The sequence below is a fragment of the Nonomuraea ceibae genome (assembly GCF_019396325.1).
GTDB classification, from domain to species: domain Bacteria; phylum Actinomycetota; class Actinomycetes; order Streptosporangiales; family Streptosporangiaceae; genus Nonomuraea; species Nonomuraea ceibae.
The window spans coordinates 45877-59905 of the sequence record NZ_JAHKRO010000027.1; the positions used below are offsets into that span (position 1 = coordinate 45877).

Sequence of the window (14029 nt, forward strand, 5' to 3'; positions counted from 1 at the left end):
TGGCCTTGGCGACATTGAGGTGCCCTGACCGCTGGCGCAGACCAGCGGTCAGGGTGATCGAGGCGCCGGCTACTGAGCCGATCCGGCCTGGCCGCTGCCGAACACCTCGGCGACCAGACGCTGCGTCGCCTGCTGGAATGCCGCGCCCACGGACATGTCGGCGTCGTCCACGTAGTTCAGCGCGGCGGTCAACGTCCTGCCCCCGTCAGGTGTGCCGTACATCAGGGCCGCGTGGCCCGCCATGCCGCCGTTGTGCGTGATGACCTTGCCGCCGCCCGGCGTCTCCTGGACGAACACGCCCAGGCCGTAGCCGGCCTTGGACTCCGGCGTGCACATCTCGGCCAGCAGTTCGGCCGGCAGCAGCTTGCCGCCCAGCAGCGCGGTGACGAACGTCTGCAGGTCTCGGATGGTGGAGATCATGTCGCCGCCGCTGGAGATCCAGGAGGGGTTGTGCCGGGTGACGTCGACCGTCCGGGCCTGGCCGTCCTCCTCGTAGCGGTAGTAGGCGTGCGCGTGCGGGGCGGGGATGTCCTGCTCGGTGGTCGGCTGGACGGTGCCCGTCAGGCCGAGAGGCCCCAGGACGAGGCGCCGCATCTCCTCGGCGACCGAGCGGCCGGTGACCTTCTCGATCAGCAGCCTGGCCAGCACATAGTTGGTGTTGGAATAGCTCCAGTCGGTGCCCGGCTCGAACCTCGCCGGCTTGGTCAGCGCCAGTCGTACGAGCTCCTCCGGCCGGTAGCTGTGGAACCGGTTGTCCACCCACGCCTTGCCAGCGGGGGTGGCGGGGATCCCCGCCACGAACGTGCCGTCCTCGAAGTACTCGCCGGTGAAGTTGAACACCCCGCTGGTGTGCTGCAGCAGCATCCGCACGGTGATCCGCCGGTCCAGCCCGAACTCGGGCAGATAGTCGTCCACCGGGGTGTCCAGGGCGATCTTGCCCTCGGCCACCAGTTGCAGCACCACGGTGGCGGTGAACGTCTTGGTGTTGCTGCCGATCCGGACATGCCCGTCGATCGGCGGCGCTTCGGTCCCGGCGAGCTCGCCCGCCCCGGCGCTGCCTGCCCATTCGCCTTGCTCGTCACGCACCCGCAGCGTCACTCCGACGAAACCGGAGTCGACCATCTCCTGGATGAGCTTCTGCAACTCCGGGCGATCCTGGCCGGGCGGCGTGGCCGGAGCGGCGTCCAGAGCTGCGGTGATCTTGCGGGCCATCTCTGCCACGGTGGGGCTGGGCTCGCCCCGGTGGGTGCGGGCGGCTGCCTCGACGGCGACGAGGACGGTGCGGCGGAAGTTGCCGGCCTCTGCCGCGGTCTGCTCCTTCAGCAGGCTCATGGAGGCGTTCAGGGCCGGCAGCACCTGATCGGCCAGCTCGGCCACGGACCTGCCGTACTTCACACCCTTGGGCGCCTTGGCGAGCACGTGCCCGACCAGCCCGGTCGCGGAGGTCAGGGCGAGGGAACCGTCGGTCCCGGCCTGGTGCGCCGAGCCGGCGGCGCCGGCGGCGGACATCAGCGAGACGGCGCCCCACGCGGCGATCCGCAGGGTGTTCTTGTCCTGCTCGGTAAGGGTGATGGACATGATGGTGTGCTCCTTCGATGCGTTACGGAAAATCAATGGGATGGGCGGATGGTGCAGCCGAACGCCTTCGCCGCCTCTGCGCCCTTGACCTGGTTCTCGGTGACGTAGGGGCGTAGTTCACGTTCGTAGGCGGGGAACGCGACGGTGTGGTCGCCGTCCGTCTCCACCAGGCGGGCCGCCAGCAGGCGGGCCCCGATCAGGGCCTGGGAGGCGCCCATGCCCGCCATCGGCGCCGCGCAGTAGCCGGCGTCGCCGACGAGGACGACGCGGCCGTGTGACCAACGGTCCATGACGATCTGGCAGGCGGAGAAGAAGGAGAAGTCGCGAGCCAGCCGCATCTCCTCCAGCAGCCGTGGCACCAGCCATCGCGTGCCTGCGAAGCGCTCGCGGACCAGGCGTTCCTTCGAGCCGCGGCCGAGCCTGTCCACGTCGGCCGAAGCGGTGGCGAACGACAGGCTCACGGTCATCCTGCCGGGGTCGCCGCAGCTGAACACGTGGACGGCCCTGCCTGGCCCGCTGTACAGCAGGCCCTCGTGGTCGAGGCCCGGCCGGTTGGCCGTGGTGAACCCGACACCCGACATGCCCAGGTGCTGGACGAAGTCGCGGTCGGGACCGAAGACGTGGCGGCGAACGCCGGAGTGGACGCCGTCGGCGCCGACCACCAGGTCGAACCTGCGCCCGGCCGCCCGTTCGAACTCGACGCTGACGCCGTCCTCGCCCTGGTCGATCGCGGTGATCGAGTCGTTGAAGACGTAGCAGACGTCGTCGGCGGTGATGCTGTGCAGGATGCGCGTCACATCGGGCTTGAGCACCGTCAGGTCGCCGGCGAGCGTCTCCCCGGGAACCTCACCGATCCGCTTCCCGTCACCGTCGACGAGCGTGATCGCTCCCAGTCCCGTGGCGTGATCGCGCATCTGCGACAGCAGACCCATGCCGTCCAGGACGCCGATCGCCTGCCCGCGGAAGTCGACCGCGTACCCGGTGCCGTGCAACGCGGCGGCGCGCTCCACCACGGTCACCGCGTAGCCCTGCCCGTGCAGCCAGTACGCCAGCGACATGCCCGCGACACCCGCACCTGAGATCAGCGCGTCTCCGCTCATGTGTCCTCCTGTCCTGTACGTGCCGCGGCCTGGAGAAATACTGAGCGAGGGCGTTGATACATTCGCCCATATGGTCTCTATGCGCTTCTCGCTCCTGGGCACAGTGGAGGTGAGCGCTGACGGGCATGTGCTGGGCGGAGCGCCCCGGCATCGAGCGATGCTCGCCTACCTTCTGCTGAACGCGGGAAGCACGGTGAGCACGGACCGGCTGATCGAGGCGATGTGGGGGCCGACCCCACCGGAGACGGCCAAGGCGCAGGTCCAGGCGTCGGTGATGGCGATACGCCGGATGCTGCGCGCGGCGCAGGCCGAGAACATCGTGCAGACGCGTCCCGCCGGCTATGCCGTGGTGACGGAGCCGGGTCAGGTGGACGTGCACGAGTTCAGGCGGCTGGCCGCGGGCGACCGCGACGAGATCCGCCAGGCGCTCGGGCTCTGGCGAGGGCAGGCGCTGGCCGACGTGCAGGCCGACTTCGTGCCCGCCACCCGGGCCCTGCTGGAGGAGCAGCGGCTGACGGCGCTGGAACGGCTGGCGGAGCTGGAGCTGGAGGCCGGGCGGTATGCCGTGCTGCTGGACGAGCTCGCCGCGGAAGTGGCCGGCCACCCGCTGCGGGAGCGCCTGCGCGGACAGTACGTGCTGGCGCTGCACCGGTCGGGACGGCAGGCGGAGGCGCTGGCGGCCGCGCGTGACTACCGCACGACGCTGGCCGCGCAGCAGGGCCTGGACCCCAGCCGGGAGTTCGCGGCCGTCGAAGAGGCGGTGCTGAGAGACGACCGGCCCGCGGTGGTGAACTTCCTGCCGTACGACGTGCCCGACTTCGCCGGCCGGGACGCCGAGCTCGAGCGGCTCGCCCAGCTGCCCGACGGGGTGAGCGTGGTCGCGATCGACGGCATGGCGGGCATCGGCAAGACCACGCTGGCCGTACACGCGGGACACCTGCTCGCCGAGCGCTTCCCCGACGGCGCGCTCTTCGTCGACCTGCAGGCCCACACCGCAGGCCGGGACCCCGTCGCTCCCGGCGACGCGCTGGAGATTCTGCTGCGCCAGCTCGGCGTCCCCGCCGAGCGCGTACCGCCAGGGACCTCCGAACGCGCCGCGCTGTGGCGCGCCGAACTGTCGGGGCTGCGCGCCCTGGTCGTCATCGACAACGCCGCCGACGCCCAGCACGTCAGGCCGCTGCTGCCCGGCGGTTCGGGCAGCATGGCCGTGATCACCAGCCGGCGCAGGCTGACCGACTTGGACGGCGCCCACGCCATCTCCGTCGACGTGCTCTCGGAGCGTGACGCGGTCGAGCTGTTCACCGGCGTCGTCGGGCCGCGCGCGCGGGCGGAGCCCGCAGCCGTCGCCGAGGTCTTGAGCCTGTGCGGGTTCCTTCCGCTGGCCGTGCGCATCGCCGCCGCGCGGCTGCGCCACCGTCCCCGGTGGACCGTGGACTACCTCGCCGTACGGCTGCGCGACCAGGGCCGCCGCCTGGCCGAACTGGCCACCGCGGAACGGGGCGTCGCGGCCGCTTTCGGACTGTCGTACGAGCAGCTGAGCGCCGACCATCGCCGCATGTTCCGCCTGCTCGGTCTCCACCCCGGCCAGGACATCGACGCCTACGCGGCCGCCGCGCTGGCCGGCCTGACCGTTACGCGTGCCGAGTCGCTCCTGGAAGACCTGCTGGACACCCACATGCTCCTCCAGCAGGAACCAGGCCGCTACACCTTCCACGACCTTCTGCGCGACCACGCCAGGTCAGCCGCCGTTCTGGAGGAACAGGACGCCTCCGCAAAGGCCGCCCTGACCAGGCTCTTCGCGTTCTACACCCACCTGACGGGCATGGCCGCCGACCTCAGGTACGCGGACAGGGTTCTCCCAGCTCCGCACGAGCCCGCCCCGGGCCTGGAGACCCCACCCCTGTCCGACCGCGCCGACGCCGCGGCCTGGCTGGACACCGAGCTGCCCGCCCTCCTGTCCGTCGGCGCGCACGCGGCGGAACACGGCTGGCACACGCAGGCCTTCTTCCTGTCCACGACCCTGTTCCCCTTCCTGGAGGAACGCGGCCGCCGCGGCGCCGCACTCACCCTCCACCTGCAAACCCTTTCAGCGGTACGGCAGGCAGCCGACCTGTGGAGCGAGGGCCGCACCCTCGCGGACCTGGCCAGAACTCACCACGCCCTGGGGAACGTGGCCCAGGCCGTCCAGTACGCCCACGAGGCGATCAGCACCTGCCGGGCGGCCGGCGACCCGGAGGGCGAAGCGGTGGGCCATCACTTCCTGGGCCACTCGCTCGAACGCCGAGGCGACGTCCACGGCGCCCACGACCACTATCGACAGGCACTGGAACTGTTCCAGAAGGCGGACAACCGCGTCGGCACGGGGGTCCTCCTGATCGACATGGGCGAGACCTACAGGCAACTGGGCAAGCCCGACCTGGCCCGCGACCACCTGATGCAGGCCCAGCGGATCAACCACGAGATCGGCAGCCAGGCAAGCCTCTGGAACGCCCAGCTCGCCCTCGGCAACCTCCACACCGACCAGGGCGAGCACGACGCCGCTCGCCGCGCCTTCGAACGCGCCTACGCGATCAGCCGCGACCTCGGCCCGCACCTGCAGGCGGAGACCCTGAACGCCCTGGGCGCCGCCGCACGAGCCATGGGCGACCACCATCAGGCCCTCATCGATCACGACGCCGCACTCGCTCTGGCCACGGAGATCGACGATCCCCACGAAGCCGCCCACGGCCACCTCGGCTTGGCCAAGGCCCGTCACGCACTCGGCCACACCGCCCTGACCCGTACTCACGCCCAGGAGGCGGTCCGCCTGCTCGAAGAGCTCGGCAACCCCGCCGCTGACACCGCCAGAGCCCTCCTGTGACGATCTTGGCTTACCTGTTCAGAAGGTCCGCCCGGCACCGCGCTGACTGCTCACGTCCAGGTCCGTCCCTGAAGGAGCCGACCGCGGACCCCGGCGGCGGCTCCCCGCTGTCACCATCGCGAGCATGCCGCGCACGCCGCGCACCACCACCGCGGCCGGCCGGCCTTGCGGCACCGCAGGTCAGAGGTCCGGGGGCGCCCCTATTGGTCGGCGGTTGCGGCGAGGGTGCCGAGCAGGGCGAGCGCGTCCGCGCTCGCAGAGCCGGGCTCGGCGTGGTAGACGACGAGCTGCTGCCCCGGTGCGGCCCGTACGTCGAAGGCATGCATGCGCAGGGTGAGTTCGCCGACGTCGCGGTGGCGGAAGGCCTTCACCTCGGCGCGTTTGCCCCGGGCCTCGTTCGCTCGCCACAGTTCGGCGAACTCTCGACTGTGCGCCAGCATCGAACCGAGCACCTCGCGTACGCGCGGATGGTGCGGGTCCTGCCCGTACAGCAGCCGGAAGCCGGCAACGGTGTTGACCGCGGCGGCCTCCCAGTCCTTGTAGAACCAGCGCGCGTCCGCATCGCGGAACAGCTTGTCCAGCAGGTTCGCCCCGCCACGGAACTCTTCGAAGAGCGCGTAGCCGAGCCGGTTTCCGGCGAGTACGTCGTACGCTCGCCCGAGCACCAGCGCCGGGTTGTCCGGCCAGCCGTCCAGCAGTTGCAGCAGCTCGGGATCCGCGCGCTCGGGGGTGGACCGCGCGGGCCGTGGGGTCAGCCCGGCGAGCCGGAAGAGATGCGCGTGGGCGTCACCGTCGAGGCGGAGTGCGGTCGCCAGCGCGTTCAGCACCTGCGGTGACGGGTTGCGTTCCCGCCCCTGCTCCAGCCGCACGTAGTAGTCCGCGCTCACACCGGCCAGCAGTGCGACCTCCTCACGCCGCAGCCCGGGCACCCGCCGCCGTGGCCCGGCGGGCAGGCCGGCGTCTTCGGGGCGTACGCGTGCCCGCCTGCCACGCAGGAAGTCGCCTAGGGGCTGCTCGGTCATACGTTCAGGGTAGGAGGGAACGGGCGGCCAAGGGTGGGTGCGGTACTCCCATGCACACGGCGGCCTGTAGCGGGACAAGCGGACTGCCCGAGTCTCGAAGCATGACAGAGACACCGGAACAGAAGGTCGTACTGGTGACCGGCGCGAGCAGCGGCATCGGCGCGGCCACCGCCCGCACACTCGCGACCGCCGGACACCACGTGGTCCTCACCGCCCGCCGCACCGACCGGATCAAGGCGCTCGCCGCCGGCCTGTGCGCGGCCGGCCACTCCGCCGAGGCCCGCCCGCTCGACGTCACCGACAGTCCCGGCTTCCATGAGGTGATCGAGGAGGTCGTGAACGCGTACGGCAGACTCGATGTGCTGGTCGCGAACGCCGGAGTCATGCTCCTGTCCCGGCTGGACGCACTCCTGGTCGAGGAGTGGGACCAGATGCTGAACGTCAACGTGCGCGGCCTTCTCCACGGCATCGCCGCTGCCCTGCCGATCTTCCGCCGCCAGGGAAGCGGCCATTTCGTCACGGTCGCCTCGATCGGCGCCCACCAGGTCGTGGAGACCTCCGCGATCTACTCCGCGACCAAGTACGCCGCGTGGGCGCTCACCGAGGGGCTGCGGCTGGAATCCGAGCCGGGCATCCGGGTGACCACCGTTTCCCCCGGCGTGGTCGACACCGAGCTGGCCGACCATATCAGCGACCCGCACGCCGCTGAGGTCATGCGCACGTACCGAGCCGCCTCGATCCGCTCCGAGGACATCGCGAACGCCATCGCGTACGCCATCGCCCAGCCCTCCGACGTCGACGTCAACGAGATCGTTCTCCGTCCGTCCGCGCAGCGCTGACGGACATCTCTCCGAAGGACGGCAAGATGAGTAAGACCTGGTTCATCACCGGCGCTTCCCGAGGCTTCGGGCGCGCGTTCACCGCCGCGGCGCTGCAGCGCGGCGACCGCGTGGTGGCGACCGCGCGGAACCTCGCGGCCCTCGACGACCTGGCGGCCGAGTACGAGGCGGACCTGCTGCCGCTCCGGCTCGACGTGACCGACCGCGCCGGTCCGGCACGCCCACGCGGAGTTCGGCCGGCTCGACGTGGTCGTCAACAACGCCGGATACGGCCACTTCGGCATGGTGTAGGAGCTGTCGGAAGACGACCTCCGCGATCAGATGGAGACCAACCTGTTCGGTGTGGTCTGGGTGACTCAGGCGGCAGTGCCGCTGATGCGTGCTCAGGGAGGTGGCCACATCGTGCAAATCTCCTCCATCGGTGGCGTGGGCGCCTTCACGAACCTGGGCGCCTACCACGCCTCCAAGTGGGCACTTGAGGGGATCAGCGAATCGCTCGCGCTCGAAGTCGCCGCCTTCGGCGTCAAGGTCACCCTGGTCGAGCCGGGCGGGTTCGCCACCGACTGGGCGGGCGCGTCGGCCCGCCGCTCCCCGGTACTGCCGGAGTACGACGGCGTACGCGAGGCGGCCGCCGCACGCCGCAACGTTCAGCCACCGGGCCACCCTGACGCCGCAGCCCGAGCTCTGCTGGAAGTGGTGGATGCCGCCGAACCGCCGCTGCGGGTGCTCTTCGGGGCCGCCGCACCCGGGATCGTCACCGCCATCCACGAACGGCGGCTCGCGGATTGGAAGCAGTGGGAGCGGCTGGCCTACGACGCACAAGGATGACCGACCCAGCCGTCGGCCACCGGTACAGCAATGTGATCGGCACCTGCGCCTTTGTGCTATCACCTGCAAGGGAAGCCTCACTCCGGTGCCGACTTACGGTTCACAGGCCGAGGGCGCGGGGCCGCATGCTGTCCCCGCGCCCTTGAGTAGCGCCGGCGATCAGCTTCCGTTGATCGCCTTGTCCGCGCCCAGGCTCTCGGTCCGCGCCTGCAGGAACGTCCGCAGTGTGCTCGCGTCGGTTTCGATCGCGGCCGTGTCGGCTCCATTGTTCAGTTGGTAAGAGCTGACCAGGTTGTCGAGCAGCTTGGTGGCGCTGCCATCGGCCAGGAGTGTGTTGTACAGGTTTCTGTACTGCTCCTCGTAGACCTTCTTGAAGGTGGCGTTCTTGAGGAACTTCTCCTTCAGCGGGTGGCCCATGGTCATGCCGCTCCTTGGCCGGTCGCCCTGCGGGGGCTGGCCGTTCTGGCGAGGGCGGTCACGGCCGAATCCCATGCTGATGCTGTCGTGGACGCCCGCCGTGGCATCGCCGTTGAAGGCGAGGTTGAGGTCCCACGTGATGACGGTGAACTTCTTGCTGCCCGAGTCGTACCAGAGGTAATAGTTCTTGCCCGGCCCGGCCATGTCGTCGAAGTTGACCATCAGGTTCTGCAGGGCCAGATAACGGGCGAACGACTCCACCTCCAGCCGGTCGGCGAGACCGGCGGCGAACTCGGCGTCGGAAGCTTCGTTCACCCATTTGACCAGGTCGATGACAGGCTGAAGGTCCTTGCCGCCGATCTTGTTGATCTGCTTGAAGTCGTTGACATATTGGGTCTGGTCCTCGCCCTTGTAGGTGAAGGAGCCGGTGGCCAGCGACTTGTACAGGACGCCGTCGCCCAGGTCCTCGGCGTAGCCCTCGTCGAGGTACTCCACCAGCAGGCGCGGCGTGGAGGAACGCCCGTTCACGTTGAAGGAGCTGTACGCGGAGCGCTGCGTCGGCTCGCCGGCGGCGCCGACGACCGAGATGCCGAGCGCCTCGCTGAGCATCGTCGTCGAGCCCGTCGCAGCGGGTCGCACAGCCACCTGCGTGTGGCCCTGGTAGCGGCGGCCCTCGACGAACTCGTCGAAGCTGATCAGCCAGGGCAGCTTCTCGGGCTCCTCCGCCTTGAGCTGAGCGCCGAACATCCCGCCGCCCGGCCGCCCGTTCGTCATCGGCTGTCCGTTTCCTTGCGGCTGCTCACCGCCAGGCGGCTGAAACCCGTCCGGCGGCTGGATACCCTCGGGAGGTTCGAAGCCCTCGGCTGGCCGTCCGCCGGGGAAGCCGCCCCGGCCGCTGCTGCGGGACTTGCCGTTCCAGGTCAGGCCCATGAGCGTGGAGTTGCCTTTGAGCCGGACGCCTACGCTGGGGATGCGGGTCCCGTCGATGGTCAGATCCGCCTCGACGTACTTCTTCTCGCCACTGGCGTAGTACTCGGTCAGCATGTCCTGGTACGCCGCGTCGGTGAAGGTCAGCTTCACCTCGTGCCCGACCGTGGTGTCGAACAGGTCCTTGGTCCCGGTGAGGTTCGTCGTGACGGTGTCGGCCGAAGCGGTCCGGGCGGTGGTCACGTACGGGCGGATCGTCCCGCTGCCGAACACGCCCCAGCACGCGGCCAGGAAGGCGGTGCACAGCGCGACGAGCTTCCAATTGTGCCGGAGCTTGATCGGGATTCGGTGGCGTAGCCGTCGCCGGTTGGTGGGATGGGTCATGGCCGCCTACAGGTCGGTCTGGTCGTACCCGGTGAGCACGGTGACGGACTGGCCGTGGTTGCGCTCGCGCAGAGCCGAGATGAGGTCGGCGGGCTCACTGCCCTTCTTGATCCTCACGGTGTACATGAGCTCGGTGAGCGCGCCGCCGCGGATCGATTCCATGCTGACCAGTTCGAACTCGTCGGTGTGCCGCACCAGCACGTCCTGGACCGTGGCGGTGAAGTCCTCGTCGGCCGGCACCTGCACCTTGACCACCTGGCGGCGCACGTTGAGCGCGAACCAGTCGAACCGCTGCATGAGCATGATGATCAGCGAGATCGCCACCGCCGCGACGATCGCCAGCAGGTAGAAACGAGTGCCGACGGCCATGCCGACGCCCATGACCAGGAAGATGAACCCGACGTCGCGGGTCTCCTTGATCGCGTTGCGGAACCGCACCACGGACAGCGCGCCGACCAGGGCGAACGCCCGCGCGATGTTCGAGCCGACGACGAGCATGATCAGCGAGATGAGCATGCCGAGGATGACGAGCGTCTGCACGTACGACTGGCTGTAGGAGACGTTGCGGTGCGTCGCCCGGTACACCCAGCCGATCATCGCGCTCAGCACGAACGACAGCGACATCGCGATCGCGATGTCGGCCACGCTGAACGTGCCGGACAGATCCTGGAAGGAGAAGTCCATCAGGGGTCAGACCTCCATGTGAGCCATCGACCGCTCGCGGCCGGGAAGATGATCGTTGCCGGGCATGTGATCGTTGCCGGGAAGGTGGAAGACGGAGCGCGGCGCCAGCCCGTAGGCCTCGACGCTCTGGCAGTACTTGGACACCCGCACCACCTGCAGGCTCCGCTTGGCGGTCAGGTCGGTGAGCCAGTACGGGACCCGCTCGTTCGCCTTGACTTCCATGATCGCTTTGCGGGCGGGGACGATGAGCCGGTTCTCCGCGTCGGCGCCGAAGTGGAAGTCGCGGTCCCGGCCTCTGATGCGGCGGTCGAAGGTGACGCGCAGCCCAACGTCGGCATCTCGCCCCATGTAGGCGTGGCGGGTGTAACCGGTCATCGCGGTGGCGCGCAGCTCCAGCCGGGAGACCAGGTCGAGCACCTCTTCCAGGAAGGCCCGCTGGGACGGCTCGTGGTCGACCATCTGCCGCCCGTCGCACAGCCGCAGCGCGTCAGCGTACGGCAGGCGTACCCGGCGCTTCTGGGTGACCCGGTTGACGCGCTGCTTGATCTCGACGAACACCGGGGTGTCCGGCGCCGCCGCGAACCGGTCGCCGTAGTGGCGCACCCGCAGCTTCCTGCGGAACTTCAGGCCCTCGATCTTCTCCCAGTAGAAGCGAAGCTGCCGGGTGTCGTAGTAGACGCTCCAGATGTTGTAGCCCTCGTCCGGGCAGTGCCGGTCGCGGTCGAGCCGGTTCTCCAGTTCCTCGCGCAGTTCGTCGACCCGGTCCGCGTCGATCAGGTATTTGATCTCGTACCGGTTGAACGCGTGCAGTTTGCTCGGGGCGCGCAGCCGATGGCCGGCATCGCCTTCCGGCAAGACGCTCGAAGCGGTGCATTCTCCGGTCTGACCTTGGAAGACGTCTCGCTTGCGGAATCTTCGCAGCATGTCCCTCCTTCGGTGTCAGAGCACATCTGACAGCACGAAGCTGGGAATAGTGTGTGAATCGCCCGCCAATCAGAGATGAACAATCTGTTCCCATCCCCTGCCGTTTTGGCCTGGCTGATATGCGAATTCGCGGCAGGCTCAGCCGTCCTGAGACCGGTACAAAGGCAACAGGACGCGGAACGTCGCTCCCGCGCCGGGCGCGCTGCGCGCCTCGATCCTGCCCGCGTGCGCCTGCACCAGCGCGGCGGCGATGGCCAGCCCCAGCCCGGTGCCGCCGTACGCGCGCGAGCGGCTCGGGTCCGCGCGATAGAACCGGTCGAACACATGGGGCAGATCGTCAGGGGCGATGCCCTGTCCCTCGTCGCGCACCTCGACCAAGGCCGCTTCCGTATCCGCGGCAGGTCCTGTTCCCGCATGCACGCCCCCGTAGGGTGCGTCGTCGCCGGCGGTCCGTCGCCTGACCGTGACGCGCACCGCGGTGCCCGCCGCCGTGTGGGTGATCGCGTTTCCCACCAGGTTGGCGATGACCTGGTGCAGGCGGTGTTCGTCGCCGCGTACGAGCACCGGGTCGTCGGAGATGTGCAGATGGATGGGGCGCTCGCGGTCACGGGCCTGGGCGGCGTGCACCACATCACCCGCGAGGACCCGGAGGTCCACCACAGTGGGCTCCAGCGTGGGTTCCTGATCCAGGCGGGCCAGCAGAAGCATGTCCTCGACCAGTACGCCCATCCGTTCGGCCTCGCCCTCGATCCGGCCGAAGAGCCGCTCGGCCGCCGGGTCCCGCGTCCTGTGCCCGTGGTGGTACAGCTCGGCGAAGCCGCGGATGGACGTGAGCGGCGTACGCAACTCGTGCGAGGCGTCGGCGACGAAGTGACGCAGCCTCCGCTCGGACTGCTCCCGCTCGCGCAGCGCGAGGGCCAGGCGCTCCAGCATCACGTTCAGGGTCCGGCCCAGCCGGCCGGTCTCGGTGCGCGGATCGGTGTCGTCGACCCTGCGATCGGTGTCCCCCTCCGCGATCGCCTCCGCTGTACGCTCGATCCGGTTCAGCGGACGGAGGCCCAGCCGCACCACGAACCAGGCGACCGCGCCCAGCAGCGACAGCACCAGGACGCCGGCGGCCAGCTCGATGACCAGCAACTGCCGCACGGTTTCCCGGTTGGCCGCCAGCGACATCGACACGGCCACCCGCCCGCCGCCCGGCACGCTCGCCACGAGCACACGCCACTCCTCCGAGCCGGTCCTGCCGGCCACCGTGACGGGGCGAGCCGGTAGCGCCGTGGCTTCCTGGGCCGTCAGGGCGGGGCCGTCGGAGAGGTCGGGCGGCATCTGCCGCACCACGCTTCCGTACGCGTCGTAGAAGGTCATCCGGAACTGTGTCGGCAGCTCCATGTCCCCGAGACGCCGAGGAGGCGGCGCCGTGGGCGGGGGGCGCCGGCCGAGGGTGAGGACCAGTTCGGTCAGCTGGGTGTCCACCCGAGCCAGCAGCACCCGATCCAGGAGCAGCACGCCCGCCACGGCGAAGACGGCCAGACCGGCAGCGCACAGGCCCAGCAAGGCGGCCAGCAGCCGATGCCGCAGCGACCACGAACGCCGACCCAGCCTCATGAGGAATCCTGCAGGCGATACCCCAGCCCGCGCAACGTGTGGATCAACGGCCGGCCTTCCGCGTCGATCTTCCGCCGAAGGTAACTGATGTAGGACTCGACGATCCGGCTGTCACCGTCGATGTCGAAGTCCCACACCCGCTCCAGAATCTGTCCCTTGCTGACGACCCGCTCGGCGTTGATCATCAGATAGTGCAGGAGGCTGAACTCCGTCGGCGAGAGATGGATGGCCCGCCCCGCCCGCCGCACCAGATGAGCCTCCTCGTCGAGCTCCAGATCCGCATAGCGGAGAACCCGGTCGTCGACCTCTTCCGGCACGGGCCGGACCCTGCGCAGGATCGCCCGCAGCCGCAGAACCACCTCCTCCAAGCTGAACGGCTTGGTGACGTAGTCGTCCCCGCCCGCGGTCAGGCCGGAAATCCGGTCCGACACGGCATCCTTGGCGGTGAGGAAGAGCACCAACGGACTGTCCTGCGCCTCCCGCAACCTGCGAGCGACCGTGAAGCCGTCCAGGTCAGGCAGCATCACATCCAGCACGATGATGTCGGGCCGCTCGGACGCCACCGCTTTCAGCGCCGCCCGTCCACTGGACGCGGTTCGCACGTCGAAACCGTTGAGACTCAGCGCCTCGGACAACAGCTCCCGGATGTTGGGCTCGTCGTCAACGACCAGGACTTTCGCGGGCACGGACTCGTTCATGGGTACCGTTCTACGGTACCTGTGTAAGTGCAGCCTGAAAGGCCACGACCCGAGCGTGCGAGGCGCGAAGTCGGGCCGCGTTCCTCACTCCCCACAATCTCCTGTACGTTGCCGCCGACGCCTACCTCGCCACCCCGGCCGACGCCGAACGCCGCAAGGAAAG

Annotated in this window: 11 protein-coding genes and 1 pseudogene; 4 read left to right on the forward strand and 8 right to left on the reverse strand. The window is 69.5% G+C overall.

Features of this window, described 5'->3' with window-relative positions:
• Positions 1-69: 69 nt before the first annotated feature.
• Together KME80_RS19345 and KME80_RS19350 are read right to left on the reverse strand one after the other, a co-directional pair.
• Positions 70-1578 carry a serine hydrolase domain-containing protein gene (locus tag KME80_RS19345; RefSeq protein ID WP_246645216.1) on the reverse strand — a complete coding sequence of 503 codons (1509 nt, stop codon included), beginning with the start codon at positions 1576-1578 and terminating at the stop codon, positions 70-72.
• A gap of 32 nt (positions 1579-1610) precedes the next feature.
• Complete coding sequence (locus KME80_RS19350) at positions 1611-2678, reverse strand: FAD-dependent monooxygenase (RefSeq protein WP_219507129.1); 1068 nt, start codon at positions 2676-2678, stop codon at positions 1611-1613.
• Between the two features lie 79 nt (positions 2679-2757).
• On the opposite strand from KME80_RS19350, the gene KME80_RS19355 reads away from it, so the two are divergent.
• On the forward strand, positions 2758-5538 hold the full coding sequence (locus KME80_RS19355) for an AfsR/SARP family transcriptional regulator (protein ID WP_281427068.1): 2781 nt from the start codon (positions 2758-2760) through the stop codon (positions 5536-5538).
• 200 nt (positions 5539-5738) lie between these two features.
• On the opposite strand, the gene KME80_RS19360 is transcribed toward KME80_RS19355, so the two are convergent.
• Positions 5739-6560: a helix-turn-helix domain-containing protein gene (locus KME80_RS19360; RefSeq protein ID WP_219507132.1), complete on the reverse strand. Its 822-nt coding sequence runs from the start codon at positions 6558-6560 to the stop codon at positions 5739-5741.
• 101 nt (positions 6561-6661) lie between these two features.
• Here KME80_RS19360 and KME80_RS19365 point away from each other — a divergent pair, with 101 nt between their 5' ends.
• The 3 genes and pseudogenes from KME80_RS19365 (at position 6662) to KME80_RS51890 (ending at position 8227) form a co-directional block, all read left to right on the forward strand.
• Positions 6662-7399, forward strand: coding sequence for an SDR family oxidoreductase (locus tag KME80_RS19365; RefSeq protein ID WP_219507133.1), 738 nt, complete (start codon positions 6662-6664; stop codon positions 7397-7399).
• A gap of 26 nt (positions 7400-7425) precedes the next feature.
• A pseudogene (locus KME80_RS51885) lies at positions 7426-7548 on the forward strand (short-chain dehydrogenase/reductase); the annotation flags it as partial.
• 172 nt (positions 7549-7720) lie between these two features.
• Positions 7721-8227: an SDR family NAD(P)-dependent oxidoreductase gene (locus KME80_RS51890; protein ID WP_281427060.1), complete on the forward strand. Its 507-nt coding sequence runs from the start codon at positions 7721-7723 to the stop codon at positions 8225-8227.
• A 159-nt stretch (positions 8228-8386) separates the two neighbouring features.
• Here KME80_RS51890 and KME80_RS19375 read toward each other — a convergent pair whose 3' ends face one another.
• The 5 genes from KME80_RS19375 to KME80_RS19395 form a co-directional block, all read right to left on the reverse strand.
• Positions 8387-9955, reverse strand: a complete 1569-nt coding sequence (locus tag KME80_RS19375; protein ID WP_219507135.1) for a CotH kinase family protein — start codon at positions 9953-9955, stop codon at positions 8387-8389.
• A gap of 6 nt (positions 9956-9961) precedes the next feature.
• Complete coding sequence (locus KME80_RS19380) at positions 9962-10639, reverse strand: DUF4956 domain-containing protein (protein WP_219507136.1); 678 nt, start codon at positions 10637-10639, stop codon at positions 9962-9964.
• A gap of 6 nt (positions 10640-10645) precedes the next feature.
• A complete protein-coding gene (locus tag KME80_RS19385; RefSeq protein WP_219507148.1) occupies positions 10646-11563 on the reverse strand; it encodes a polyphosphate polymerase domain-containing protein in 918 nt (305 codons plus the stop codon).
• A 138-nt stretch (positions 11564-11701) separates the two neighbouring features.
• The gene (locus tag KME80_RS19390) at positions 11702-13168 is read right to left on the reverse strand and encodes a sensor histidine kinase (protein WP_219507150.1); all 1467 of its coding nucleotides are present in this window, start codon (positions 13166-13168) and stop codon (positions 11702-11704) included.
• Positions 13165-13866 carry a response regulator transcription factor gene (locus KME80_RS19395; protein WP_219507151.1) on the reverse strand — a complete coding sequence of 234 codons (702 nt, stop codon included), beginning with the start codon at positions 13864-13866 and terminating at the stop codon, positions 13165-13167. The genes KME80_RS19390 and KME80_RS19395 overlap by 4 nt, the downstream gene beginning before the upstream one ends.
• Positions 13867-14029 lie beyond the last annotated feature (163 nt).

Coding starts and splice junctions, on each gene's coding strand:
- KME80_RS19345 (WP_246645216.1), bottom strand. CDS start 1,578: ATGTCCATCACCCTTACCGAGCAGGACAAGAACACCCTGCGGATCGCC.
- KME80_RS19350 (WP_219507129.1), bottom strand. CDS start 2,678: ATGAGCGGAGACGCGCTGATCTCAGGTGCGGGTGTCGCGGGCATGTCG.
- KME80_RS19355 (WP_281427068.1), top strand. CDS start 2,758: ATGCGCTTCTCGCTCCTGGGCACAGTGGAGGTGAGCGCTGACGGGCAT.
- KME80_RS19360 (WP_219507132.1), bottom strand. CDS start 6,560: ATGACCGAGCAGCCCCTAGGCGACTTCCTGCGTGGCAGGCGGGCACGC.
- KME80_RS19365 (WP_219507133.1), top strand. CDS start 6,662: ATGACAGAGACACCGGAACAGAAGGTCGTACTGGTGACCGGCGCGAGC.
- KME80_RS51890 (WP_281427060.1), top strand. CDS start 7,721: ATGGAGACCAACCTGTTCGGTGTGGTCTGGGTGACTCAGGCGGCAGTG.
- KME80_RS19375 (WP_219507135.1), bottom strand. CDS start 9,955: ATGACCCATCCCACCAACCGGCGACGGCTACGCCACCGAATCCCGATC.
- KME80_RS19380 (WP_219507136.1), bottom strand. CDS start 10,639: ATGGACTTCTCCTTCCAGGATCTGTCCGGCACGTTCAGCGTGGCCGAC.
- KME80_RS19385 (WP_219507148.1), bottom strand. CDS start 11,563: ATGCTGCGAAGATTCCGCAAGCGAGACGTCTTCCAAGGTCAGACCGGA.
- KME80_RS19390 (WP_219507150.1), bottom strand. CDS start 13,168: ATGAGGCTGGGTCGGCGTTCGTGGTCGCTGCGGCATCGGCTGCTGGCC.
- KME80_RS19395 (WP_219507151.1), bottom strand. CDS start 13,866: ATGAACGAGTCCGTGCCCGCGAAAGTCCTGGTCGTTGACGACGAGCCC.